Genomic DNA, 24181 nt, shown 5'->3' with positions numbered 1-24181 from the left:
GTCGTGGTGAGAGCTGGCTGGAGCTCCAGCCCTCGCAAAACCAAGCCCTGGGAGTATGGGTCCCCGCGTTCGCGGGGACGACACCGAGGGCAGACGCAGCAGCTTCGCTCAGACGAACAACGAATTATCAAGAAAAAATGGCCGGGATTGCTCCCGGCCATTTTCATTCCGTAGCAGCGTGCCTCAGCGCGGCGGCGCCACGCCGGGAGGCGGCGGCGGCAGCGCGGCCTGGCCGCCGTTGAGCAGCGGCGTGATGCGGCGGACCGTGACGCGGCGGTTGATGCGGCTCGGGCCTTGGGTCTGCTCCTTCAGGTACTGCTCGCCGTAGCCCTGCGAGGTCAGGTTCTCGGCGGGCACGCCGAACTGCTGTGTGAGCAGCGTGGCGACCGATTCGGCGCGGCGATCGGAGAGCGACAGGTTGTCGGTCTCGTTGCCGACCGCGTCGGTGTGGCCCTCGATCAGGTAGACCTCGCGCGGATTGCGCTGGATCGCCTGGTTGAGGCCGTCGGCGATGACCTGCAGCTTCGCCACCTGGTCAGGCCCGATCTCCCACGATCCCGTCTCGAAGGTAACCGTGTTGAGATCGATCGACGGCATCAGCTGACGCACCGAGGGTGAGTAGCGGACCTCGTCGAGCGAGTAGCGGCGCTGCACGCGCTCCACCGGGGGCGCGATCAGCGTGTCGTAGATGACATCCGGCGGCGCCTCCTCGGCGTCGACGATGTAGCGGTTGTAGGGGATGCGGATCTCCGGCGGCGGCAGATCGACATAGAAGCCGCCGACCGCCTGGGGATCGCGGTAGGTGTTGTCGATGATGATGATCTCGCGGCCACCAACGTCGCGGCGGATGCGGCGCAGCAGCCGGCCATCCGGCGCGGTGACCGTGACGATCTGGCTGCCATCGGGACGGATCACGACCGTGCGCGTCTCGCCCCGCTCCTGCTGCACGCGAATATCGCGGGCACCATAACGGAAGCGCTCGAGCTCATCGTGACGCACGAACTCCTGGCCGCTCGGGTCGCGCACGATGACGCGGCCCGGCTCGTAGATCACGGTCCGGCCGCCCTCCTGCACCTCGCGGCGCTGGGCGCGGAAGTCATCGAGCCGCTGCGGTCCCTGCATCGGCGCGCCGGGCGCGATCGGGGTGAGTTGCTGCGGGGTCGGCGGTGGCGGCGCGGGAATCGGCGCAGCCACCTGCGGCGGCGGCCGATTGGCCATGGCGGGCGGGCCGGCGGGCGGCACCGCACCAGGTCCGGCGCCCGGACCAGGGCCGGCGGGTCCGGGACCGGCTGCTCCAGGAGCAGGAGTCGGAGCGGGAGTCGCTCCAGGTCCAGGTCCCGGTCCAGGACCAGCCGACGGCGGCGTGCCGGGGCCGCCCGGAGGTGTGCCCGGACGGCCGCCGGTCGGCGGAGTACCGGGCGCAGGCGGGGTCCCCGGCGCAGGCGTCTGAGCAGCCGGGGGCGTGGCCGGAGCGGGTGGCGTTCCCGGAGCCGGTGCTGTGGTTCCCGACGGCGGGGTCGGCAGGGGCCGCGGCGGTGGTCCACCCTGCGGACCGCCGGGAGGCGGCGCGCCTACACCCGGTCGGCCGGCCGGAGGCTGGCCAGCGCCTGGAGGCGGCGTCTGTCCGGGGGACGGCTGCGGCGAGGGCGCAGCGGCCGGGGGCGGTGAATGCGGGGGCGGATTCGTCGCGGCCGGAGGCGGCGGCGATCCAGGCCTCGGCCCGGGCGCAGCGCCCGGTGCGGGCGGCGGTGCCGGCGTGGCTGCGGGAGGCACGGGCGGAGTCGGGCGCGCAGGGGCCGGCGGCGGCGGCGGAGCCGCGGCAGGAGGCGGTGGGGGCGGCGGCGTCGGGCGTGCCGGCTCACGCGGCGCCGCGGGTGGCGGCGCGGGGGTATGCACCGGAGGAGCCGCAGCAGGCGGCGGCGGAGGCGTCGGCCGTGATGGCGGAGCAGCCGGCGGCTCGGCGCGCGGCGGCGGAGCCGGGCGGGGCGGCTCGGCCCGGGGCGGCTCGGCTCGTGGAGGAGGCGGCGGGGGCGGTGCAGGAGCCGGACGCGGCGCGGCAGCCGGCGGCGGGGGAGGCGGCGGGGCCGGCCGAGGCGCGGCTGCGGGCGGCGGCGGAGGCGCTGGCGGAGCCTGATGCTGCGGTGGGGCCGGCGGAGGGGCGCCCGGCCCCGGACGCGGCGGCTGCCCCGGAGGTTGTGCGTGCGGCGGCTGCTTCGGTCGGCCGTCGGGGCCGACTTCAGCACCTGGTCCGCCCGGACCGCCTGGCCCCTGGGCCACGATCATCGGCGCGCTCTGCGCGTGGGCTGCGGAGTTCGTCAGTTGCATCGCCGACAGCGCGGTCGTCGCAAGCAGCAGAACGCGAAGTTTGCTCATGTGTCTTGGTTTCCCGAAACGTTCTTTTTCAAGCACGGAGTGATCAACGTTTATGCGTTAGGCTGGATTGTGGCGTAGTTCAAATCCGGGCGCGGATTTATTTCGGCACCATGCAGCCGCCGGATCGCCGCCATTCATGTTTCATTCAGTCTTGAATTTCAAAGGCTTGGCGGAAGTTCACGGCAAGAGAGCCGGCCTTGCGGCCAGCTCTCTTCTGTCCATCACGATCAAGGTACAATGGCGGTCAATCCGTGACCGGACTGGGCGTCGTCGGACCGAGCGGTCCCCGCCCCGGCACCTCGTCGGGCATCTGCCCCGGAAGCTCGCGCGGCGGCGCCGGCGTATCGGGCTCGTGCACCGGGGGCGGCACTTCCGGGCTTGGATTTCCGACCGGATCTTCCGGCGGCGGCTCGGCCGGATGCCCCGGCGTCGCCGGCGGAATCTCGGGCGGTTCGATCGGCATCACATCGCCACCTTGCGATTGTCGCCGATGTCGGGGCGCGTGTTGGTCACGGCTGCCGCAGCCATCTTGATGTAGCTGACGACCGTGCCCGGCGAATCCCAATATTCGGCGTCATCAGGCGTGATCTTCAGCAGGCGGATGTTCGGGTCCTCGGCGCTGTCCCACCACGCCTTGGCCGTGGTCGTGAACAGATCGCGGATCTTGGCCCGGTCGTTCGAGATCGCCGCGGTGCCGGTCAGCGAGACGTATTTTTGAGCGCCGGCATCGGCGAAGGACAAGTTGACCTGCGGCGACCGCGCGATCTCCTCATCCTTGTGATGGCGCGCGTCGGTGAGAAAATAGATCAGGCCTTCGTCACGGGCGAGATAGGCGCTCATCGGCCGCGCCCGCAGCTTGTCGCCGTCGCGCGTGACCAGCATGGCAAAAGTGATCTTCTTCATCAGCTCCCAGACGCGATCTTGATCGCGCGTATCGTCGTTGCTCATGGTGCGCTCCCTGGATGTCAGGGGCGCTAACGCAGCGTCATAGGCGATGTTCCGGAACCCAGGAGATGAAAGCGGGCGGCGCGTTGTCTCAACCCCGCAGCAGCAGCGTATTGCTGCGCGTGCGGCCGGTCTCGCGATAACCGCGATGGAGCATGTCCGCGAGGCAGTCGCTCTGCCACTCCTGGCGCGACAGATGCTCGATCACGATCGCGCGCGGCCACAGCGTCTCCGGCGCCTCGCGGAAGAAGCAGGTCAGCACGCGATCCTCGAATCCCTCGATATCAATCTTCAGCACGTCGACCTTGGTTGCGCCGGCCTGATCGAGGATGGTCTGCAATCGCAGCGACGGGACCTTGAAGGCTTCCCCGCCGGCGGTGCCGGTCACGATATGACTGGCACCGAGATTGTCGCCATCGGTTTCGATCATCACCTCGCCGTCATTGTCGCCAGCGGCCGCGGCAACCAGCGTGACCTGCGACAACGCGGATGCATCGCGATTGAAGCGCAGTCGCGCATGCGTGACGGGGTGCGGCTCGACCGCGATCACCAAGCCAGTGGGGCCGACATGACGCGCGAGCGGCAACGCGAACGTTCCGACATTGGCACCGACGTCGACCGAGACACCGCCGGTCGGGAGATGGCTGCGCAGGAAGTCCAACTCCTCGCGATTGTAATCGGGATTGAACAGCGCGCCGCGCTCGGTGGCGCTGACCTGGTGATGGAAGCGGAAGCTGGCGCCCTGATAGTCGACATCGAGCGGGCCGGCGCGCAGCAGGTTGACGAGCCGCGTCAGCATCGGCCGGAACGCACCGCGCTTCAGCCCGGAGCCATGCGCCAGGCGGATCACCAGCGCCTGCGCGGCATTCGGAGCGAAGGCCCCGAAGGGCGGCGGCGAGGGATCGTTGTCGGGCGTCAAGGTCGGGTCCTGGCAGTCCAGTCGTGGCGAGGGCGCCGAGTGATAGCCGGTTTTGCGCAGGACTCCAATGCAGGCGGCATGGCCGCAATGTAGTCTCACTGCGACCGCCTGAGGGGCTTTGCGGTGGTCACACCGCCTTGCGCTGGCGCAGGAAGCGGCCGATCAGGCGGCGCTTGCCCTTGCGGGGGATGAGATCGATGTCGCTGACCAGCTTGGCACCGCCCTTGCGCCGCTCCAGCACGATCTTACGGCTGTGAAACGCTTCTAGCTCGGCCCGATGCGCGACGCTGACGATGGTGGCCTTCGGCAGCTCGCCCGTCACCATCTGCATCATCTTGTCCTGGCTCTTCTCGTCGAGCGCCGACGTCGCCTCGTCGAGCACGACGATGTCAGGGCTGTGCAGCAGCAACCGCGCGAAGGCCAGGCGCTGTTTTTCACCACCGGACAGCGTCTGATCCCACGGCGCTTCCTCCTCGATGCGGTCCTTGAGATGATCGAGGCCAACCTTGTGCAGGGCTTCGCCGACCTGCTCGACGCTCCAATCCTCGGCGGCGCCGGGATAGGCCACCGCGCGACGCAAGCTGCCCGAGGGCACGTAGGGCCGCTGCGGCAGCATGAACAGCCGGCGGTCGGGATGGAAGTTGATGCTGCCGCCGCCCCATGGCCAGAGACCGGCGATGGCGCGGACCAGCGTGCTCTTGCCTGTCCCGGATTCGCCGGCGACCAGCAGCCGTTCGCCGGGATCAACCACGACCTCGGTCTCACCCACCACGGCCGTGCCGTCATCGAGCGTGACCGAGAGATCGTTCAGGCTCAGCATCGCCTCGCCGGTGGTCTCGCCGCGCTTGATGCGACCGATGCCGTCGCCGCGCTCTGCGCGTTCGAGTGCGTCGAGCGACATCATCAGCGAGGCGATGCGGCGCGCACAGGCATTCCAGTCGGCGAGGCGCGGATAGTTGTCGACCAGCCAGCCGAAGGCCGTCTGCACGATCGTGAACGCGCTCGCCGCCTGCATCACCTGGCCGAGCGTCATGCTGCCGTCGAGGAATTTCGGCGCGCACAACAACAGCGGGATGACGGGCGCGATCAGGCTCGAGCCCTGCGACACCAGCGTGGTGCGCATGTGCTGGCCTGCAAGCCGGGCCCATTGCTGCAGCACGTTGCCGAAGGTGCGGTCGATGCCGGCCCGCTCCTCGGTCTCGCCGCCGAGCAGCGCGATGCTCTCGCCGTTCTCACGGACGCGGGTCAGCGTGTAGCGGAAATCGGCCTCGGCCTGGTTCTTGTCTTCCGAGGTCTGCACGAAGCGGCGGCCGATCGTCATGATCGAGCCAGAGGCGACGGCGGCATAGACGATGGCTGCGATCACCAGGAAGCCGGGAATGGTCAGCTCGGTTCCGCCGAGATGCAAGGTCAGCGCGCCGCCGATGGTCCAGAGCACGACGATGAAGGTCGCGGCGGACAGCAGCGCCGAGGTCACGCCGGCAACGAAGTCGACGGGCGAGTCCGTGGCGATGCGCAGATCCTCGGCGATACGGTATTCGGGGTTCTTGTGATCGCCGCTGACCAGGTTGAGCTGGTAATAGCGGCCGCTGGTGAGCCAGCGCGTGATGACGCTGTTGGTCAACCAGGCGCGCCAGCGCCGCTGGATCGCCATCCGCGCATAGACCTGCGCCACCGCGAGGATGACGCTGCCGATGGCGAGAGGGAAGAAGATCGCGGTGAGATGGAACACCGTGCCAGCGTCGCGTTTCTCGATCGCATCGAAGATCGAGCGATTCCAGACGTTGATGCCGTATTGAAAGACGACGGTGCCGATGATCAGGACGAGCAGTCCGAGGGTGAACGGCCAGGCGAGGCGATCGCCGGACTTGCCCCAAAAGCCGCGGGCGCTGATCCAGAACCGTGTCAGCAGATAGCGCTTGCGGACCTGCTCGGCCTCTTCCGGCGTCAGCTCGGGATCCGGCTCCACTACTTCCGGCGGCGGCGGTTCGACATGCTCTCCGTTCTCAGCCGCGATATCGATGATCGGCGCCTTCGGAGGCTCCGACGCCACGGGCCGCTCGATGTCCTGGATCTGTCCCATGTCGCGATAACCGGAACCCAAGTCCAAGGTTCCGCGGCGAGTTCCCTTGCTGGCCTGTTGGTGTCAGCGCACCTCCGAGTTGGGCGCCACCGGCGGCGCGCGATACAGCGGCACGGGCACGACCTTGTGCAGCACGCGCGACAATTCCTCGATCGAATAGGGCTTTCGCAGCAGCTCGAAGCCGTTTGTCCCCTGCTGCGCCAGCACGTGGCTGTAGCCGCTGGCGAGCACCACGGGGATGTTGAGCTCGAGCCGGCGAATCTCCTCGGCCAGCTCGAGACCCGTCATCCCCGGCATGACGACATCGGTGAACACCACGTCGAACCGGCTGGCGCCGTCGATCAGCTCCTCCAGGGCGTCCCGCGCATTGTCGACCAGCGTGGTGAGATAGCCGAGCTCGGCCAGGGCCTCGGTGGCGGACCGACCGACATCGATATTGTCCTCGACCACCAGCACCGCCATCCCACGGCCGCTGATCGGCACGGCGTGTCCGCCGGCATCGCTGCACTGATCCTGAGCCGGCGCGACGCGCGGCAGATAGAGCGTGAAGGTCGCGCCCTTGCCGACCTCGCTGACCACGCCGATCTCACCGCCCGACTGCTTGGCGAAGCCGAACACCTGCGACAGGCCGAGGCCGGTGCCCTGCCCGATCGTCTTGGTGGTGAAGAACGGCTCGAAGATTCGACTGACCTGGTCCTGCGGAATGCCGACGCCTGTGTCCTGCACGACGACGGCGACATAGCCGAGCGGCGGGCGCTCATGCGGCGCGGCGGGGTTCGGCAGATCCGGCGCAGCTGCGACCGTGATGCTGAGAAGGCCTTGGCCGGCCATGGCGTCGCGGGCATTGACGGCCATGTTGATCAGCGCCGTCTCGAACTGGCCGGCATCGGTGTTGACGTAGCACGGCGCGTCCGGCACCGACGTCACGATCTCGATGCGCGAGCCGACCAGGGTCTTGGTCATGTCGCGCAAGGTGAGCACGCAGCGGCCGATATCAAACACCTCCGGCTTCAACGCCTGCCGACGCGCGAAGGCCAGCAGTTGCGAGGTCAGCTTGGACGCACGCGCAACAGTGTCAGAGATTGCATCGATATAGCGCTGCCGCCGCTCGTCCGGAAGGTTGGGCCGCCGCAGCAGGTCGGCCGAGGCGCGGATCACGGTAAGCAGATTGTTGAAGTCATGCGCGACGCCGCCGGTGAGCTGGCCCAGCGCCTCCATGCGCTGGCCGTGCTTGAGCGCGTCCTCCGCCTCCAGGCGGCGCGCCGCCTCGACGTAGAAATGCTCGGTCCGCCGCTTGGCGAGGGTGAGGAACACGATCAGCAGGGCCGTGGCCGGGATGCCGAAGATCAGATGCCGGCCCATCGTCCCGAGCCAGCGGTTGCGGATGGTGGCGGTGGCCATCCCGGCCGAGACGTAGACCGGATAGCCGGCGAGACGCTGGTAGCCGACCCGGCGCTCGACGCCGTCTATGGGTGAGGTCTCGGTGACCAGTTGCTCGGTATCCGCCGCGTTCGCCGGAATGTCGTTCGGCGGCGGACCGGCGCTTCGCTCGGCCACAGGGAAGCGCGCGAGCGTCACGCCGTCGAACCGACGCAAGGCGAGGTAGCTGCCGGGGATGCGGCCGATCCGGGCGTAGAAGTGCTCGAAATAGTCCGGCAGCACCGAGACCTGGACGATGCCGGTGAAGCTGCCGTCGTCGGATTGGCGGCGGCGGCTGATGCTGAAGAACGCCGCGCCCTGATAGGGCGTCCGCGGGATCAAGGTCGCGCCGATGAAGGTGCCGATGCTGTCCTTGACGTGGGCGCTGAAGTAGTCGCGGTCCGCGAACGACATGTCCGGGGCCGGGTAGATCATACTGTTGACCAGCGGCCGGCCATTGGCATCGAACACCCAGGCGGACTTCATCTGCGGCAGCGAGTCCGACAATTGGCGGAGCCGTGCGTGCAGCGTCTGCTCGCGCAGCTTGATCTCCGCGTCGGTGAGATCGCGGACGATCTCGTCGATCTCGGACAGGCTGCGGTCGATGGTCTCGAACACCTTGAGCGCGTGCTCGTGGACGACATCGAGCGAGCGGCGGATCTCGCGGTCGGCCTCTTCGGTGGTCGCGCCGTAGGAGACGTAGGCGGCGACCAGGAACAATGCGACGGGCAGCGCCAGCGACGCGACCATCATCCAGCGCAGCATCGTCAGCGATTTGCGTTGTGCAGTCTGCACGGTCGCTCCGGCCCAAAGGGCTGAGAGCTTAACGCAATCGGCGTCAGCTACAAAGTAGCTGCGCCCGGAACTTCTGACGGTTCCGGGCGCAATGATAGATTACTTGCGGCCGATCGGTCAGATCTGCCGCTCGACCAGCTTGAGCTTGAGCTCGGCAATCGCCTCGGCCGGGTTGAGCCCCTTCGGGCAGGCCTTGGCGCAGTTCATGATGGTGTGGCAGCGATAGAGACGGAACGGATCCTCGAGATTGTCGAGCCGCTCACCGGTCGCCTCGTCGCGGCTGTCCTTGACCCAGCGCGTCGCCTGCAGCAGCGCGGCCGGTCCGAGATAGCGCTCGCTGTTCCACCAGTAGCTCGGGCACGAGGTCGAGCAGCAGGCGCACAGGATGCACTCGTAGAGGCCGTCGAGCTTCTCGCGGTCCTCGTGCGTCTGCTTCCATTCCTTCTGCGGCGTCGGCGTGGTGGTCTTCAGCCACGGCTCGATCGATGCGTATTGCGCGTAGAAATTGGTGAGGTCAGGCACGAGGTCCTTCACCACCGGCTGGTGCGGCAGCGGGTTGATCTTGACCGCGCCATCCTTCACGTCGTGCATCGAGCGGGTGCAGGCGAGCGTGTTCTGGCCGTCGATGTTCATCGCGCAGGAGCCGCACACGCCTTCGCGGCAGGAGCGGCGGAAGGTCAGCGACGGATCGATGTGGTTCTTGATCCAGATCAGGCCGTCGAGCACCATCGGACCGCAATCATTGACGTCGACATAATAGGTGTCGACGCTCGGATTCTTGCCGTCGTCCGGATTCCAGCGATAGACCTTGAACTCGCGGACCTCGGTGGCGCCGGCCGGCTTCGGCCAGGTCTTGCCGCCGGTGATCTGCGAATTCTTCGGAAGTGCGAACTCAGCCATTTCGGGAGGCCTTCTTGGTTACAACGGACGGGCTCAGTACACGCGCGCCTTCGGCGGGATGTACTGCACGTCGTTGGTCATGGTGTAGTTGTGCACCGGGCGGAAATCGATCGTGGTCTTGCCGTCCTTGTTGTCGATCCACGCCAGCGTGTGCTTCATCCAGTTCTTGTCGTCGCGATCCGGGAAGTCCTCGCGCGCATGCGCGCCGCGGCTCTCGGTGCGATTGACCGCGGAGTCCATGGTGACGACAGCCTGGGCGATGAGGTTGTCGAACTCCAGGGTCTCGATCAGGTCGGAATTCCACACCAGCGAGCGGTCGGACACGGCGATGTCGCCGATGCCGCCATACACCTTGTGAATGAGGTTATGGCCTTCCTGCAGAACTTCGCCGGTGCGGAACACGGCGCAGTTGGTCTGCATCACGTGCTGCATGCTCTCGCGCAGCTTCGCGGTCGGCGTGCCGCCCGAGGCGTAGCGATAGTGATCGAGCCGGCTCAGCGCCTTGTCGGCGGAGTCCTTCGGCAGGTCCGGCTGCTTGCCGTTCGGCGTCAGCTTCTCGGCCAGCCGCAGTGCGGCGGCGCGGCCGAACACCACGAGGTCGATCAGCGAGTTGGAGCCGAGACGGTTGGCTCCGTGCACCGACACGCAGGCTGCCTCGCCGACCGCCATCAGGCCGGGGACGATCGCGTTGTCGTCGCCGTCCTTCTTGGTCAGCACCTCGGCGTGATAGTTGGTCGGGATGCCGCCCATGTTGTAGTGCACCGTCGGCACGATCGGGATCGGCTCGCGGGTGACGTCGACATTGGCGAAGATCTTGGCCGATTCGGAGATGCCCGGCAGGCGCTCGGCCAGCACCTTCGGATCGAGATGGTCGAGATGCAGGAAGATGTGGTCCTTCTTCTTGCCGACGCCGCGGCCTTCGCGGATCTCGATGGTCATCGCGCGCGAGACGACGTCACGCGACGCAAGATCCTTGGCGGAGGGCGCATAGCGCTCCATGAAGCGCTCGCCCTCGGAATTCACGAGATAGCCGCCTTCGCCGCGCGCGCCTTCGGTCACGAGACAGCCCGAGCCGTAGATGCCGGTCGGGTGGAACTGCACGAACTCCATGTCCTGGAGCGGCAGGCCGGCGCGCAACGCCATGCCGCCGCCGTCGCCGGTGCAGGTGTGCGCCGAGGTGCAGGAGGCGTAAGCGCGGCCGTAGCCGCCGGTCGCCAGGATCGTAGTCTGGGCGCGGAAGCGATGCAGGGTGCCGTCATCCATGCGCAGCGCGATCACGCCGCGGCAGGTGCCCTGATCGTCCATGATCAGGTCGATGGCGAAGTACTCGATGAAGAACTCGGCCGCATGGCGCAGCGACTGGCCATACATCGTGTGCAGCATCGCGTGGCCGGTACGGTCGGCGGCGGCGCAGGTGCGCTGCGCCTGGCCCTTGCCGTAGTCCATGGTCATGCCGCCGAACGGACGCTGATAGATCTTGCCGTCCTCGGTGCGCGAGAACGGCACGCCCCAATGTTCGAGCTCGTAGACGGCGTCGGGCGCGTTGCGCACCATGTATTCGATCGCGTCCTGGTCGCCGAGCCAGTCCGACCCCTTCACGGTGTCGTACATGTGCCAGCGCCAGTCGTCCTGGTGCATGTTGCCGAGCGAGGCCGAGATGCCGCCCTGCGCCGCCACGGTGTGCGAGCGGGTCGGAAACACCTTGGTGATGCAGGCCGTGCGCAGGCCCGCCTCGCTGCAGCCGACCACCGCGCGCAAGCCCGCGCCGCCGGCGCCGACCACGACGACGTCGTAGGTGTGGTCCTCGATCGGATAGGCTTTTCCGTTCGTCGCGGGCGCGCCGTTCGCGCTGCCATTTGCTCCGCCGGCCATTCGCTAGACTCCAGTGGACAGTTTGATGAGGGCGTAGATCGAGGCGATTGCCACGGTCACGGAGAAGAAATTGTTGGCCATGATGGCGATGAGCTTGAGCGGCTCGTTGTGCACGTAGTCCTCGATGATCACCTGCATGCCGATTTTCATGTGCCAGCAGCTGGCGGCCACGAACAGCAGCATGATCAGCGCGATCGGCAGCGAACCGAGGATCTGCGCCGCGCCGGCCTGGTTGCGGCCGAGCAGCATGATCACGACAACGACGACGGGAACGATCAGCAGGGTCATCGCGACGGCGGTGATACGCTGACGCCAGAAGTCGCCGGTGCCGGAGTGAGCGGCGCCGAGATTGCGGACGCGGCCCAGCGGGGTCCGCATCGATTTTGCGCGTGCGTTGCTCATCGACCGCCTCCGACTGCGTAAGCCACGATCCACACCAGAACGGTCAGGGAGATGCCGCCGATCAGTGCGCCCCAGGTCAAAGTCTCACGCTCGCTCGGCTTGAAGCCGTAGCCGAGGTCCCAGACGAAGTGGCGAATGCCGGAGAGCAGATGGTGGAGCAGCGCCCAGGTGTAGCCGAACACGATCAGACGGCCGAGGAAGCTGCCCATGAAGCCCTGGACATAAGAGTAGGCGCTGGGACCGGACGCGGCGGCGATCAACCACCAGGCCAGCAGCAGCGTCCCGAAATACAGTGCAACCCCGGTGGCGCGATGGACGATCGACAAGATCATCGTCAGCGTCCAGCGGTAGGTTTGCAGATGCGGCGAAAGCGGTCGTTCGATCCTGGCTGTCATTGCTTGCTTTGATGATTTCTTGTGGGCCGTGAACGGAAGGGGCTTGCGGCCGTGTGGGATCGGCAGGCGGGCTTTATTTACGGAGAAGGAACAGGTGTTGCAACGGACAAATGCCTCAAAACCGAACACCGATTCAGTACTACGGCAGCGGTGAAAAAAGGATCAATGGCCGCCGTGGTATACCAGAGCCCAGCCCGACGCCGATGCAGCGAATAAGTATTCACTTTTATCTCCTCATCGACGGCGTTACACTCGACACAACGCTGAAATAACGCAGATCATCGAGCATTGATTCACCGCTTAACTACGGACCGGGCACGGACGGTTTCGAGACCGATCGGGTGCGCAGGGCGACGATTCTGCAAACCTGACCGGAAGGATTCGCGGGACAAAGAGGCCATCGCGATCGTGCTCGCATGGCGCTTGGCAAGTCACCGCGGACGTCGCGCGTTCCTCGCGTGCCGATCTCCGTATGTTGCCGCTGGTCGATTTTGCCGCATGTCCGGCATGTGCGAGGTCGCCTAGTCTGCGGCGAAACGCCGTCAAAATGGCGCGCTGCCAGGGAGGTCCGATGCCCGTTCCCACGGTCCGGCCAATGAGCACGGAGCGCCCCGCGGCGCTGCCGGTGCGCAACGCGTCCTCGCAGCAGCCCGCCGAGGAGCCGTTGACCTGCATCCTCGGCTTCACGGCCGCCGGGCTGTTCGCCGCTTGCTTGGCCATCGCCATCCGGCACGAGATCGCCTGGCTCGCCATGCTGAAGCTCGTCGTGATCTGCGCCGCGCCGCCGCTGGCTGCGCTGGCGGGGCTCAAGATCGCGCGACGGCGTTAAGTCCCCCGCGTGCGGACGGCGCAACATTGCCTGACATGATCGGGCGCTCGTCATGCCCATACTATCCATCTGAGCTAGGCAGCCGCACCTCGCTGGCGCGCCACCTGCGAAGGTCGCCCTGGTGGTCGATGCGGCCAGCCTCTGCCAGCGCGCGGATCCGTGCTGCGACAATGTCGAGCGAGACAAAGAGCTGCTCGCAGCGCCCGGAGGCCATCGCGAGGATCATTGCAGTCTTCCGCCAATCAGGCTTCAGCAGCGAAAAGATCAGATCGTCGAGCTCGGACTCGGCGACCCCCGGCGGCAGGCTGACCTCGTCCCAGCTCAGCACATGCGCCGTCGGCACGGACTCGAGCCACACCGTCAAGTCGGGATGCCGTTCGTTGATGTATTCGAACAGATCGAAATAGAGCTGCGACGACACGCCAGCTAGCCGGTCGGTCAGAGCTTGGCGATCTGTCTCACCGAGATCGGCGATGGCCGCCCCGGCCCGTCCGAGCGCGCGCGAGGTGTCGAGCAGATGACGCTGGATCTCCTCGGCCTGCTTGCGCGTCATCTGCCCCGTCATAGCTTGTCGGTCACTTGGTATAGATGTCCTTGTACTGATCACGCAGCACGTTCTTCTGCACCTTGCCCATGGTGTTGCGCGGCAGCTCCTCGACCACGAAGACGCGCTTGGGCATCTTGAATTTCGCGAGCCGGCCGTCGAGGCCCTTGAGCACGCCGGCCTCGTTCACATCGGCGCCGGGATGCTTCACGACAACGGCGGTGACGCCCTCGCCGAAATCGGCATGCGGCACGCCGATGACGGCGGATTCGACCACGCCCGGCATGGCGTCGATCTCGCTCTCGATCTCCTTCGGGTAGACGTTGAAGCCGCCGGAGATCACGAGGTCCTTGCCGCGGCCGACGATGTGGACGTAGCCCTGGGTGTCGATCTTGCCGAGGTCGCCGGTGATGAAGAACCCATCGTCGCGGAATTCCGATTTGGTTTTCTCCGGCATCCGCCAATAGCCCTTGAACACGTTCGGGCCCTTCACCTCGATCATGCCGATCTCGTCGCGCGCGAGCTCCTTGGCCGTCTCGGGATCGGTGACGCGCACGGAGACGCCGGGCAGCGGGAAGCCGACGGCGCCCGGGACGCGCTCGCCTTCATACGGGTTCGACGTGTTCATGTTGGTCTCGGTCATGCCGTAGCGCTCGAGCACCGCGTGGCCGGTGCGCGCGAACCATTCGCGATGGGTATCGGCGAGCAGCGGCGCCGAGCCGGAGATGAAGAGACGCATGTGGCTGGTGGTCTCTTTGCTCAGCCGCGGGTTCTGCAACAGCCGCGTGTAGAAGGTCGGCACGCCCATCAGCACCGTGGCGCGCGCCATCAAATTGATGATCAGGTCCGGATCGAGCTTCGGCAGGAAGATCATCGACGCCCGGGCGAACAGCGTAACGTTGCTGGCCACGAACAAACCATGCGTATGATAGATTGGCAGCGCGTGGATCAACACATCGTCCTTGGTGAAGCGCCAGTAGTCGATCAGGGTCAGCGAGTTCGAGGCGAGATTGTCGTGAGACAGCATCGCGCCCTTTGAGCGGCCGGTGGTGCCCGACGTGTAGAGAATCGCGGCGAGATCGTCCGATGTGCGCGGCACAGTGGTGAACGCGGTCTCCGCCTTGTCGGCCGCGTCGGTCAAAGATCCCTTGCCTGAGGCATCGAGCGTCTCGACCTTCGCGCCGACCTTGGCGGCGAGCGCGCCGATGCCTTCGGCCTTCGTGGGATCGCAGACCACCACGGTCGGCTCGGCATCGCCGATGAAATAATCGAGCTCATTGAGCGTGTAGGCGGTGTTGAGCGGCAGATACACGCCGCCGGCGCGCACGGTGGCGAGATAGAGCACGAGACCGGACACCGACTTCTCGGTCTGCGCCGCGACGCGATCGCCCGGCTTCACGCCACGCGCGACCAGCACATTCGCCATCTGGCCAGCGCGCGCGACGAGGTCGCCATAGGTGATGCGCTGGCCGTCATGGGTCTCGATCGCGAGACGGCTGGGCTCGTCGAGACCGTCGAACAGGCGGGCGAACAGATTGGCGTTGGCGGCGTGGTTCATGCAACATTCCCCTGGAGCCGTGGCCGGCCGGCAGTGCCAGCCGGCGGAACATCGTGCTCGACGAAGACGATAAGGGCCTGGACGGCTGAAAGCAGCGGCTGGAGCGCCGGGGCTGCCGTCTCTGATCGAGGCTGCCTTAGCAAAAACGCCCTTTCGAAGGCAACGGGAGACGCCAGGAAATGACCAAGGGGAAGCGGATCGCATGGATCACGGGGGGCGGCACGGGCATCGGCGAGGCCGGCGCGCTGGCGCTCGCCGCCGAGGGCTGGACCGTCGTGGTGTCGGGCCGGCGCAAGGCGGCGCTCGATGCCGTAGTGGCCAAGGTCGCGGCCGGTGGCGGCGCCGCCGAGGCCGTCGTGCTCGATGTCGCCAAGGCGACCGACGTGCAGGCCGCGGCCGACGCCATCCTGATGCGCCACGGCCGCATCGATCTCCTGGTCAACTCGGCCGGCGTGAACGTGCCGCGGCGGCGCTGGGACGACATGACGCTGGAGGGCTGGAACCAGCTGGTGGAGATCAATCTCAACGGCGTGCTGTATTGCATGAAAGCGGTGCTGCCGGCGATGCGCACGCAAAAGGACGGCATCATCATCAACGTTTCGTCCTGGGCCGGCCGCCACGTCTCGAAGATGCCCGGGCCGGCCTACACCTCGACCAAGCACGCCGTGCTGGCGCTCACCCACTCCTTCAACATGGAGGAATGTGTCAACGGCCTGCGCGCGTGCTGCCTGATGCCGGGCGAGGTCGCCACGCCGATCCTGGAGCAGCGGCCGGTGGTGCCGAGCGCCGCGGAGCAGGCCCGGATGCTGCAGCCGGAGGATCTTGGCCGGACCATTGCGTTCGTGGCGAGCCTGCCGCCGCGGGTGTGCGTGAACGAGATCCTGATCAGCCCGACATGGAATCGGGGATTCATCCAGACGCCGGCGAACAGGGAGTGAGAGGCGCGCCATGACGAGATCGTTGCGGGGCGTCAGCGCAAGCTGAGGCCTTTTTGATCGGCGTGAAAGCCCCTCTGGCGCCCAGCAATCGGTGTCGTTCCTGCGAACGCAGGGACCCATACCGCGTGATGTGAGAAACAGGCAGGCGGCCAATCCCGCGCAAACCAATCGACCCCTGTGGTTATGGGTCCCTGCGTTCGCAGGGACGACAGTGGGAGTTGGCGTTGGCAGCGTTGCCTCCGAGAGAGAGTTGGATGCGTGCGAGGTCATCCTCGCGACACGATGCGCCCGAGCTTTGCTGAATGAGCCGCCCTCTCAATCATGAGGGCGCGAGGAAGGCCGGGCGCTGGCCGCGCCCGTGGCCCGCCTGCAGAAAGAAAAGCAGGCGGCAGTCACCACAGGTCTGGCCGAGAACGCCCGGCCTTCCCCGCGCAACGGTTTTAACGGCTGCTTCGCGTTCTCCCTGGTGCGCCGGCTTGCTGGCCACCATGCCGCGACAATGCGCTGACGCGCATTGCACGGGTGATATCAGCGTCGGGATATCAGGACCGCGCGACTTGACCGTGCGTGCATCGCCGTTCGTCGGCGCGAATGATCACGCTGCGTCGACACACGCCCATCGCATCCCGCTGCCAACGTCTCGTGACGGTCGCGACACGCCCCTCATGCGGCAGCAGGGACGCGCGGAAATGTGCAGCTGATTTGCCCGACGACACAAGGGTTGATGATGCGACAAACTAACACGACGGGCAGTTTACACATGGGAGGGACGCGCGCGATGAGCATGCGATGGGTGCGATCGTGGCAACAGCTCACGTGAGCCGAGCTCTGTGCCACGCAGACGGTGGGCTCCCCTCCCCCTTGCGGGGAGGGGTTGGGGGTGGGGGTCCCCGGGCGATGACGTGAGTGGCGAACTTCAGTTCGAGCAACTATGCATCGCGAACATCATCCGCGGAGCAGGAAAGTAGGAATCTAGATTTTCATGGAGAGCGGAATTCGTGGACCCCCACCCCCGACCCCTCCCCGCAAGGGGGAGGGGAGCTCACCGTCTTCGTGATCACAGACGTCGAGGAACGAGCCTCGTCCCCCCTCAGAACGACGTACCGCCGCCGAACTTGAACTCCTGCACGACGTCGTATTTGCCCTTGGACAGCGGCACGGCGTAGTCGAAGCGCAGGGGACCGAAGGGGGAAGCCCAGATCAGGCCGACGCCGACGGAGGAGCGGACGACCTTGCTGTCGTCGTACTGCATGGCGCATTTGCAGGCGGCGGAGTTGACCTCGCCGGTGGCGGCCCAGGAGGTCGGGCCCTGGTAGCCCCACAGCGAGCCGGCATCGGCGTAGACCGAGCCCTTCAGGCCGACTTCCTTGGGAAGGAACCAGAACGGCATCTGCAGCTCGGCCGAGGCGCCCCAATATTTGGTACCGCCGAGCGCATCGCCGGTGACGCCGAAGTTGCGATAGGTGATGTCGCGCGGGCCGATGCCGTTGGAGGCGAAGCCGCGGACCAGCGCCGGGCCCATCTGGTAATGGTCGAGCATGCGCAGGTCTTTGTCACCGACCTTGTTGAGGACGCCGCCCTGCAGATGAATGACGCTGACGATGTCGGCGACCAGCGGCGTGAAGTATTTCGCGTCCATCGCCGACTTCAGATAGCTGACATTGCCGCCGACGCCGGCGAAATCCTGGCGCCAGTCGATCAGCAGGCCGTCGGTCGGGTTCTTGGTGTTGTCCAGCGTGTTGTAGCTCAAGGTATAGCCGAGCGCCGAGGTCAGCGCCGCGCCGTCGTTCAGCTCCTTGCGCACCGCGAGGCTGGATTCGCCGTCGCCATAGCAGCCATAGCCGTACACGCCTGAGGTGGTCGAATTGGTCGGGTCGACGCCGCCGAGCACGCTCTGGATATAGGTCGGCGTCGGATTGAAGGCGAGCAGGCCATTGGCCGAGTTGTTGTTGCAGTTCGCGAGATAGGACGGCAGCGTGATCTCCTGCCGGTACAGCGAGTAGCGCAGCTGCAGCGACAGGTCCTCGCGCAACTGGAATCCCAGCCGCGGGCTGAAGCCGATGGTCCGGGTGCCATAGCTCGTATAGGAGTTGGCGAGCTGCTGGCGGTAGGAGACGTCGAGGCCGAGTGCGATCCGGTAATCCAGCAGATAGGGCTCGACGAAGGACAGCGACACGCCGCGGGTGTACTGTCCATAGGTGACCGAGGCCTTGGCGAACAGGCCGCGGCCGAGGAAGTTGCGCTCGGAGATCGACACCTCGGCGAGCGCGCCGTCGGTGGTCGAATAGCCGCCGGAGATCGAGAAGTCGCCGGTCGACTTTTCCTCGAGCGTGACCACGAGGATCACGCGGTCGCTCGACGAGCCCGGCTCGGTCGTGATCTTCACCTCCTTGAAGAAGTCGAGGTTCTTCAGCCGGCGCTCGGCGCGGTCGACGAGGGCGCGGTTATAGGCGTCGCCCTCGGAGAGGTCGAACTCGCGCCGGATCACGTAGTCGCGGGTCCTGGTGTTGCCGCGGATCGTGATGCGCTCGATATAGGTGCGCGGCCCCTCGTCCACGGAGAACACGATGGCGACGGTGTGTGCCTCCATGTTGCGGTCGCCGCGTGGACGCACAACCGCGAAGGCGAAGCCGCGGCGCGAGGCCTCGATCTGCATCTCCTCCACCGACTTCTCGAGCTGCTCGACATTGTAGAGCGCGCCGACATTGACTCGCGAATAGCCGCGCAGGCTGTTGGGGTCGAGCGAGGCGACCGTCGACTGGAAGTCGACCGAGCCGACGCGGTATTGCTGGCCCTCCTCGATCTGGAAGGTGACCAGGAAGCCCTTCTGCTCTGGATCATATTCGCTGAGCGCGGCGACGACTTGGACATCGGCATAGCCGTTCTTCAGGTAGAAGCGGCGGATCAGGTCGCGGTCGGCCTCGACGCGATCGGGATCGTAGACGTCGTTGTTGCCGAGGAAGCTCAGCCAATTGGTCGCGCGGGTCTTGATGATGTCGCGCAGGCGCGCGGCGGAGTAGGCGGTGTTGCCGACGAACTCGACCGACTTCACGCCGGTCTTGACGCCCTCGGTGATGGTGAAGATGAGGTCGACGCGGTTGTTGGGCTGCTCGATGATCTCCGGCGTGACGCGCACGTCATAGCGGCCGGAGCGGCGGTAGATCTCGGCGATGCGCTGCGCGTCGGACTGCACCATCGGGCGCGACAGCGTGCCGCGCGGCTTCGACTGCACCTCGCCCAGGAGCTGCTCGTCCTTGACCTTCTTGTTGCCTTCGAAGGCGACGCGGCCGATCACGGGGTTCTCGACCACGCGAACGACCAGCCGGCCGCCCTGGCGGTCGATCTTCACGTCGGCGAACAGGCCGGTCTCGATCAGCGCCTTCAGGCCGTCGTCGATCTGGCCGGCATCGAGCGCACCGGACGGGCCCGGCTTGAAATAGGAGCGGATGGTGTCGGCTTCGATGCGCCGGTTGCCCTCGATGGTGATCGAACTCGCAGCCGCGGCGGGCGCCGCCACCGCCATGCGGGGCAGCGACGAAACGGGCATGGCCAGCAGCATCAGGGCAAGCACGCCCGGCAGTCTCAGACGCATCATCGACGCTCTTTCGATCGTTCGGAATCCACTGGCGCGCGACGCATGTCCGCACGCCCCAGGAATCGGTGATGCCCGCCAAAGATGGTCGAGATGCGCCAATCTCGTTTCGTGAAATGTCGATTGATGCGCTACGTGACTGGATGTTTCCGATTGGAAATCTATCGCCGCCGAGATCGCTTCCAGACGCCGCCGACAACTAATAAGGCTGGCATCAGCGTTGAGGCCGAAAGGCCACGGTGGCGACGGACATCTCCGTTAAGGATTGCGCCGGCCGCCGCCGCAATCGGTGTGTTCCGACATCAAATTCTACAAATCAACGAACACCGGCAATACGCCGGAAAAACGACCGTGCTACATGCTCCTCATCCGAACTAAGCCCCCAAGTAGTTCGGCCAAGGCCCGGTGCGCGTAGATTCCCATTCTTATTCCGGCGCACCGGGCCGCCCTGTGTTTCTCATGCCTCGCTGACGGTGCGTAGGGTGGGCAAAGGCGCTTCACCGCTCTCTCCTCATGCGAGCTCGCGGTGGCGCCGTGCCCACCATCTGACCGCGACGGCGTGGCCCGACGGTGGGCACGCTGCCGCCTTGCGGCCGCTTTGCCCACCCTACGGTTCTGCGGTTCCCCCCGCCCCCGCCCGAATCACCACAATGTCGGCCGCTGTTGCGAAATTGCCTCTGGATCGGCATGCGAAAAACCATCAAAACGTGCGGCAGCGCCGATGGTTAATCGCGTCTTAACCTCGCCCCACCTATGGTGACCGCAAAAGGCACCGGTTCATGGGCGATCGGCGGCTTCCACTGGTTTGGCGCGCGTTTTACGTATGGCAATGACCGCTTCATCCCCCGCGCCCGCTGGCGCCAGCCATTCGGAGAGCGAACGCTCGCCGTTTGCGCGGCTGAACGAACTGCTCGCCCCCTACCAGCCGGGCAAGCCGATGATCACGCTCGCCGTCGGCGAGCCACAGCATCCGGTGCCGGATTTCGTCGGGCCGGTGCTGGCGCAGCACATCGCCGATTTCGGCCGCTACCCCGCCGCCAAGGGCATCGAGCCGTTCCGGAAGGCGGCGAGTGCCTGGCTGTCGCGCCGATTCGCGTTGCCGCGCGCCATCGATGCCGAGCACGAGATTCTGGTGCTGAACGGCAGCCGCGAGGGGCTGTTCTTCGCCGCCCACGCCGCGCTCCGTCACGTCGGCCCGCGCCGCGGCAAGCCTGCGATCCTGATGCCGAACCCGTTCTATCCGGTGTATGGCGTCGGCGCCCGCACGGCGGGCTGCGACTCCATCTATCTGCCGACGACGCGGGACAACGGCTTCCTGCCCGATCTCGATGCGATCGACGAGGCCACCTTGGCGCGCACCGTCGCGTTCTACCTCGCGACGCCGGCGAATCCGCAGGGCTCGGTGGCATCAGTGGACTACATGCGCAAGCTGGTCCGGCTCGCCAATGCCTACGGCTTCCTGATCTTCAGCGACGAATGCTATTCGGAGATCTACACCCGTGAGGCGCCGGGCAGCATGCTGGAGCATGCCGGACCCGACTACAGCAACGTCGTTGCGTTCCAGTCGCTGTCGAAGCGCTCCAACGTGCCGGGCATGCGGATCGGCTTTGCTGCCGGCGACCGCAAGTTTCTCGCGGCTTTCCATGAGCTGCGCAATGTCGCCGCGCCCCAGGTGCCGGTGCCGCTGCAGCACGTCGCGGTCGCGGCCTATGCCGACGAGGCGCATGTCGAGGAGAACCGCCGGCTGTACCGCGCCAAGTTCGATCTCGCCGACCAGATCATCGGCAACCGCTACGGCTACACGCGACCCGAGGGCGGCTTCTGCGTCTGGCTCGACGTCACTGAGCGCGGCAGCGACGAGGAGGTCGCGCTGCGGCTGTATCGCGACGCCGGCGTGCGCGTGGTGCCCGGCAGCTACCTCGCGCGGCCGCAGCCCGACGGCTTCAATCCGGGTGCCGGCTATATCAGGCTGGCGCTAGTGGCCGATGCCGCCTCGACGGGCGAGGCGCTGCACCGGCTGGTCGAGACACTCGGATAATCGCGGGGCGGATGCGGATGCCGGCGATCGAACGAGTCATTCCCCTGGTCAACCACCTGCCGACCTCGCTGCGCGAGGCGCTGGTGCGGCGGCTGCGCGAGCTCGCGGGCCTCGGCCTGATCGCGCTGTGCGGGGTGGCCGCCGCGGCGCTGATGACCTGGTCGGTGCAGGACCCCAGCCTCAGCCACGCCACCTCGCGCGCGATCCGCAACATTCTCGGCTATCCCGGCGCGATCAGCGCCGACCTCTTGATGCAGATCCTCGGGCTCGGCTCGATCATGGCGATCCTGCCGCTCGCGATCCGCGGCTGGCGGATGATGACGCACCGGCCGTTCGACCGCGAGGCGCTGCGCTTCGGCGCCTGGGTGCTCGCCGCCGTCATCGCCGCGGGCTTCGCCAGCTGCTGGCCGCGCTCGCATGCCTGGCCGCTGCCGACCGGCTTGGGCGGCGTCGTCGGCGATGCGCTGGTGCGCGCGCCGGCCGTGGTGTTCGGACCGCCCGGCGTGATCTATCGGATGGTGCTCGGCAGCCTGCTGCTGGTCGCGATGATCGGCTGCCTGCTGGTCGCCGGCGGCCTGGGCGCGAAGGAAGCCGATCCGAGCCTGCTCGACGAGGAAGAGGACGACACGCCGCTCGCCGATCCCGAGGATGACGACGACCGCAAGGCCATCCGGCTCGGCTGGATCTTCCACGCCATCATGAGCGCGAAAGCGCAAATCGGCTGGTTCCTCGCGACGGCCTATCGCGCGCTGGTCTCCTCCGGCCCGCAGCCGCGCACGGCCGCCGCCGGCCGGCAGGAGCCGAGCCTCGCCCGCGGCCAGAAGAAGCCGACGCTCGCGCCCGAGATGGAGGAGGACGAAAGCGAGGAGGAAGAGGCCGGAGACGAGGAGGACGAAGAGGAGGAGGAACCGGCACCGAGGGCGCGCAAGAAGCCGGCGCCAAAGACTCCGCCGAAGAAGTCCAGCGACAAATACGATTTGCCGTCGGTCTCGATGTTGGCGGCGCCGAAATCATCCGATCGCCAGCCGCTGTCGAAGAGCGAGCTGGAGGCCAATTCGCGCGCGCTGGAAGGCGTGCTGCAGGATTTCGGCGTGCGCGGCGAGATCGTGAAGGCGCATCCCGGCCCCGTCGTCACGCTGTACGAGCTGGAGCCGGCACCTGGCATCAAGTCGTCGCGCGTCATTGGTCTGGCCGACGACATCGCCCGCTCGATGAGCGCGCTGTCGGCGCGCGTCGCCGTCGTGCCCGGCCGCAACGCGATCGGCATCGAGCTGCCGAACGTGCATCGCGAGAAGGTTTACCTGCGCGAGCTGCTGGTCGCCAAGGAGGCGACCGAGAGCGTCGCCAAGCTGCCGCTGTGCCTTGGCAAGAACATCGGTGGCGAGTCCATCATCATCGATCTCGCCCGCACCCCGCACATGCTGATCGCCGGTACCACCGGCTCGGGCAAGTCGGTCGCGATCAACACCATGATCCTGAGCCTGGTCTACCGCCTCCGGCCCGACCAGTGCCGGCTGATCATGGTCGACCCGAAGATGCTCGAACTCTCCGTCTATGACGGCATTCCCCATCTGCTCACACCCGTCGTGACCGACCCGAAGAAGGCCGTGGTCGCGTTGAAATGGGCCGTGCGCGAGATGGAGGAGCGCTACAAGAAGATGGCCAAGCTCGGCGTGCGCAACATCGACGGCTACAACGCCCGCGTGGCCGAAGCCCGCGCCAAGGGCGAGGAGCTGACGCGCACGGTCCACACCGGCTTCGACAAGGAGACCGGCAAGGCGATCTACGAGGAGGAGAAGCTCGACCTCGATCCCCTGCCCTACATCGTCATCATCGTCGACGAGATGGCCGACCTGATGATGGTCGCCGGCAAGGACATCGAAGGCACGGTGCAGCGCCTCGCCCAGATGGCGCGCGCCGCCGGCCTGCACGTCATCCTGGCGACGCAGCGTCCGTCGGTCGACGTCATCACCGGCACCATCAAGGCCAACTTCCCGACCCGCATCTCCTTCCAGGTGACCTCGAAGATCGACAGCCGCACCATCCTCGGCGAGATGGGCGCCGAGCAGCTGCTCGGCCAGGGCGACATGCTCTACATGGCCGGCGGCGGCCGCATCAGCCGCGTGCACGGCCCGTTCTGCTCCGACGAGGAGGTCGAGAAGGTGGTGCGCCATCTCAAGGCCCAGGGCTCGCCGGAATATCTCGAAGCTGTCACCGCCGAGGAGCCGAGCGAGGAGGACGGCGCCGTGTTCGACGCCACCGGCATGGGTGGCGGCGGCGGCGACGACCTGTTCGCGCAGGCGGTTGCCGTGGTCAAACGCGACCGCAAGGCCTCCACCAGCTACATTCAACGCCGGCTGCAGATCGGCTATAACAAGGCCGCTTCGCTGATGGAGCGGATGGAACAGGAAGGCATCGTCGGCCAGGCCAACCACGCCGGCAAGCGCGAGATCCTGGTGCCCGAGGAAGAGGGCGGGTTCTGATCCCCGCCCGCTTTGGTCCCAGAACTGCCGTTTCCGGGTCGTAACTTCACGCAATTACGATCACGCTGACCGACCGAACCACGATAGAAACGCGTA

Annotated in this window: 18 protein-coding genes; 5 read left to right on the top strand and 13 right to left on the bottom strand. The window is 66.6% G+C overall.

Annotated features, from left to right (window positions below; translation table 11 throughout):
* Positions 1–183: 183 nt before the first annotated feature.
* The 10 genes from BRAD285_RS33920 to sdhC all read right to left on the bottom strand — a co-directional run bounded on the left by BRAD285_RS33920 (position 184) and on the right by sdhC (position 12103).
* Positions 184–2373 carry an OmpA family protein gene (locus BRAD285_RS33920; protein ID WP_087877705.1) on the bottom strand — a complete coding sequence of 730 codons (2190 nt, stop codon included), beginning with the start codon at positions 2371–2373 and terminating at the stop codon, positions 184–186.
* Between the two features lie 244 nt (positions 2374–2617).
* Positions 2618–2836, bottom strand: coding sequence for a hypothetical protein (locus BRAD285_RS33915; RefSeq protein ID WP_006613005.1), 219 nt, complete (start codon positions 2834–2836; stop codon positions 2618–2620).
* Positions 2836–3321: a pyridoxamine 5'-phosphate oxidase family protein gene (locus BRAD285_RS33910; RefSeq protein WP_006613006.1), complete on the bottom strand. Its 486-nt coding sequence runs from the start codon at positions 3319–3321 to the stop codon at positions 2836–2838. Before BRAD285_RS33910 ends, BRAD285_RS33915 begins: the two co-directional genes overlap by 1 nt.
* Positions 3322–3409: 88 nt before the next feature.
* Positions 3410–4237 carry an FkbM family methyltransferase gene (locus tag BRAD285_RS33905; RefSeq protein WP_006613007.1) on the bottom strand — a complete coding sequence of 276 codons (828 nt, stop codon included), beginning with the start codon at positions 4235–4237 and terminating at the stop codon, positions 3410–3412.
* A 127-nt stretch (positions 4238–4364) separates the two neighbouring features.
* Complete coding sequence (locus tag BRAD285_RS33900) at positions 4365–6320, bottom strand: ABC transporter ATP-binding protein/permease (RefSeq protein WP_006613008.1); 1956 nt, start codon at positions 6318–6320, stop codon at positions 4365–4367.
* 63 nt (positions 6321–6383) lie between these two features.
* Complete coding sequence (locus BRAD285_RS33895; RefSeq protein WP_006613009.1) at positions 6384–8534, bottom strand: ATP-binding protein; 2151 nt, start codon at positions 8532–8534, stop codon at positions 6384–6386.
* A 117-nt stretch (positions 8535–8651) separates the two neighbouring features.
* Positions 8652–9434 carry a succinate dehydrogenase iron-sulfur subunit gene (locus BRAD285_RS33890; protein ID WP_006613010.1) on the bottom strand — a complete coding sequence of 261 codons (783 nt, stop codon included), beginning with the start codon at positions 9432–9434 and terminating at the stop codon, positions 8652–8654.
* Between the two features lie 33 nt (positions 9435–9467).
* Positions 9468–11306 (bottom strand): succinate dehydrogenase flavoprotein subunit, encoded by a 1839-nt coding sequence (gene sdhA / locus BRAD285_RS33885; protein WP_006613011.1) that lies wholly within the window; start codon positions 11304–11306, stop codon positions 9468–9470.
* 3 nt (positions 11307–11309) lie between these two features.
* Positions 11310–11684 carry a succinate dehydrogenase, hydrophobic membrane anchor protein gene (sdhD, locus tag BRAD285_RS33880; protein WP_006613012.1) on the bottom strand — a complete coding sequence of 125 codons (375 nt, stop codon included), beginning with the start codon at positions 11682–11684 and terminating at the stop codon, positions 11310–11312.
* Positions 11685–11704: 20 nt separating this feature from the next.
* Positions 11705–12103 carry a succinate dehydrogenase, cytochrome b556 subunit gene (sdhC, locus tag BRAD285_RS33875; RefSeq protein ID WP_006613013.1) on the bottom strand — a complete coding sequence of 133 codons (399 nt, stop codon included), beginning with the start codon at positions 12101–12103 and terminating at the stop codon, positions 11705–11707.
* Between the two features lie 571 nt (positions 12104–12674).
* Here sdhC and BRAD285_RS33870 point away from each other — a divergent pair.
* The gene (locus BRAD285_RS33870) at positions 12675–12932 is read left to right on the top strand and encodes a hypothetical protein (RefSeq protein ID WP_006613014.1); all 258 of its coding nucleotides are present in this window, start codon (positions 12675–12677) and stop codon (positions 12930–12932) included.
* 61 nt (positions 12933–12993) lie between these two features.
* On the opposite strand, the gene BRAD285_RS33865 is transcribed toward BRAD285_RS33870, so the two are convergent.
* Entirely contained in the window at positions 12994–13485 is a 492-nt protein-coding gene (locus tag BRAD285_RS33865; RefSeq protein WP_035647135.1) for a DUF3658 domain-containing protein, read from the bottom strand.
* A 22-nt stretch (positions 13486–13507) separates the two neighbouring features.
* On the bottom strand, positions 13508–15034 hold the full coding sequence (locus tag BRAD285_RS33860) for a malonyl-CoA synthase (protein ID WP_006613016.1): 1527 nt from the start codon (positions 15032–15034) through the stop codon (positions 13508–13510).
* 179 nt (positions 15035–15213) lie between these two features.
* Here BRAD285_RS33860 and BRAD285_RS33855 point away from each other — a divergent pair, with 179 nt between their 5' ends.
* Entirely contained in the window at positions 15214–15972 is a 759-nt protein-coding gene (locus BRAD285_RS33855; RefSeq protein WP_006613017.1) for an SDR family oxidoreductase, read from the top strand.
* Positions 15973–16330: 358 nt separating this feature from the next.
* Positions 16331–16480 (top strand): hypothetical protein, encoded by a 150-nt coding sequence (locus BRAD285_RS35640; RefSeq protein ID WP_157681707.1) that lies wholly within the window; start codon positions 16331–16333, stop codon positions 16478–16480.
* A gap of 582 nt (positions 16481–17062) precedes the next feature.
* On the opposite strand, the gene bamA is transcribed toward BRAD285_RS35640, so the two are convergent.
* Positions 17063–19567, bottom strand: a complete 2505-nt coding sequence (gene bamA / locus BRAD285_RS33850; RefSeq protein ID WP_006612646.1) for an outer membrane protein assembly factor BamA — start codon at positions 19565–19567, stop codon at positions 17063–17065.
* A gap of 820 nt (positions 19568–20387) precedes the next feature.
* On the opposite strand from bamA, the gene BRAD285_RS33845 reads away from it, so the two are divergent.
* Positions 20388–21602: an aminotransferase class I/II-fold pyridoxal phosphate-dependent enzyme gene (locus BRAD285_RS33845; protein ID WP_006612647.1), complete on the top strand. Its 1215-nt coding sequence runs from the start codon at positions 20388–20390 to the stop codon at positions 21600–21602.
* Between the two features lie 11 nt (positions 21603–21613).
* Positions 21614–24085, top strand: coding sequence for a DNA translocase FtsK (locus BRAD285_RS33840; protein ID WP_006612648.1), 2472 nt, complete (start codon positions 21614–21616; stop codon positions 24083–24085).
* Positions 24086–24181 lie beyond the last annotated feature (96 nt).

It is taken from the genome of Bradyrhizobium sp. ORS 285, from assembly GCF_900176205.1.
In the GTDB taxonomy this organism is placed as follows: Bacteria; Pseudomonadota; Alphaproteobacteria; order Rhizobiales; family Xanthobacteraceae; genus Bradyrhizobium.
The sequence above is the reverse complement of the archived record's forward strand: the minus strand, read 5'-3'. Positions and strand labels throughout refer to the sequence as shown.

Coding starts and splice junctions, on each gene's coding strand:
- sdhC (WP_006613013.1), bottom strand. CDS start 12,103: ATGACAGCCAGGATCGAACGACCGCTTTCGCCGCATCTGCAAACCTAC.
- bamA (WP_006612646.1), bottom strand. CDS start 19,567: ATGATGCGTCTGAGACTGCCGGGCGTGCTTGCCCTGATGCTGCTGGCC.
- BRAD285_RS33845 (WP_006612647.1), top strand. CDS start 20,388: ATGGCAATGACCGCTTCATCCCCCGCGCCCGCTGGCGCCAGCCATTCG.
- BRAD285_RS33890 (WP_006613010.1), bottom strand. CDS start 9,434: ATGGCTGAGTTCGCACTTCCGAAGAATTCGCAGATCACCGGCGGCAAG.
- BRAD285_RS33860 (WP_006613016.1), bottom strand. CDS start 15,034: ATGAACCACGCCGCCAACGCCAATCTGTTCGCCCGCCTGTTCGACGGT.
- sdhA (WP_006613011.1), bottom strand. CDS start 11,306: ATGGCCGGCGGAGCAAATGGCAGCGCGAACGGCGCGCCCGCGACGAAC.
- BRAD285_RS33840 (WP_006612648.1), top strand. CDS start 21,614: ATGCGGATGCCGGCGATCGAACGAGTCATTCCCCTGGTCAACCACCTG.
- BRAD285_RS33900 (WP_006613008.1), bottom strand. CDS start 6,320: ATGGGACAGATCCAGGACATCGAGCGGCCCGTGGCGTCGGAGCCTCCG.
- sdhD (WP_006613012.1), bottom strand. CDS start 11,684: ATGCGGACCCCGCTGGGCCGCGTCCGCAATCTCGGCGCCGCTCACTCC.
- BRAD285_RS33865 (WP_035647135.1), bottom strand. CDS start 13,485: ATGACGCGCAAGCAGGCCGAGGAGATCCAGCGTCATCTGCTCGACACC.
- BRAD285_RS33915 (WP_006613005.1), bottom strand. CDS start 2,836: ATGCCGATCGAACCGCCCGAGATTCCGCCGGCGACGCCGGGGCATCCG.
- BRAD285_RS33920 (WP_087877705.1), bottom strand. CDS start 2,373: ATGAGCAAACTTCGCGTTCTGCTGCTTGCGACGACCGCGCTGTCGGCG.
- BRAD285_RS33855 (WP_006613017.1), top strand. CDS start 15,214: ATGACCAAGGGGAAGCGGATCGCATGGATCACGGGGGGCGGCACGGGC.
- BRAD285_RS33910 (WP_006613006.1), bottom strand. CDS start 3,321: ATGAGCAACGACGATACGCGCGATCAAGATCGCGTCTGGGAGCTGATG.
- BRAD285_RS33870 (WP_006613014.1), top strand. CDS start 12,675: ATGCCCGTTCCCACGGTCCGGCCAATGAGCACGGAGCGCCCCGCGGCG.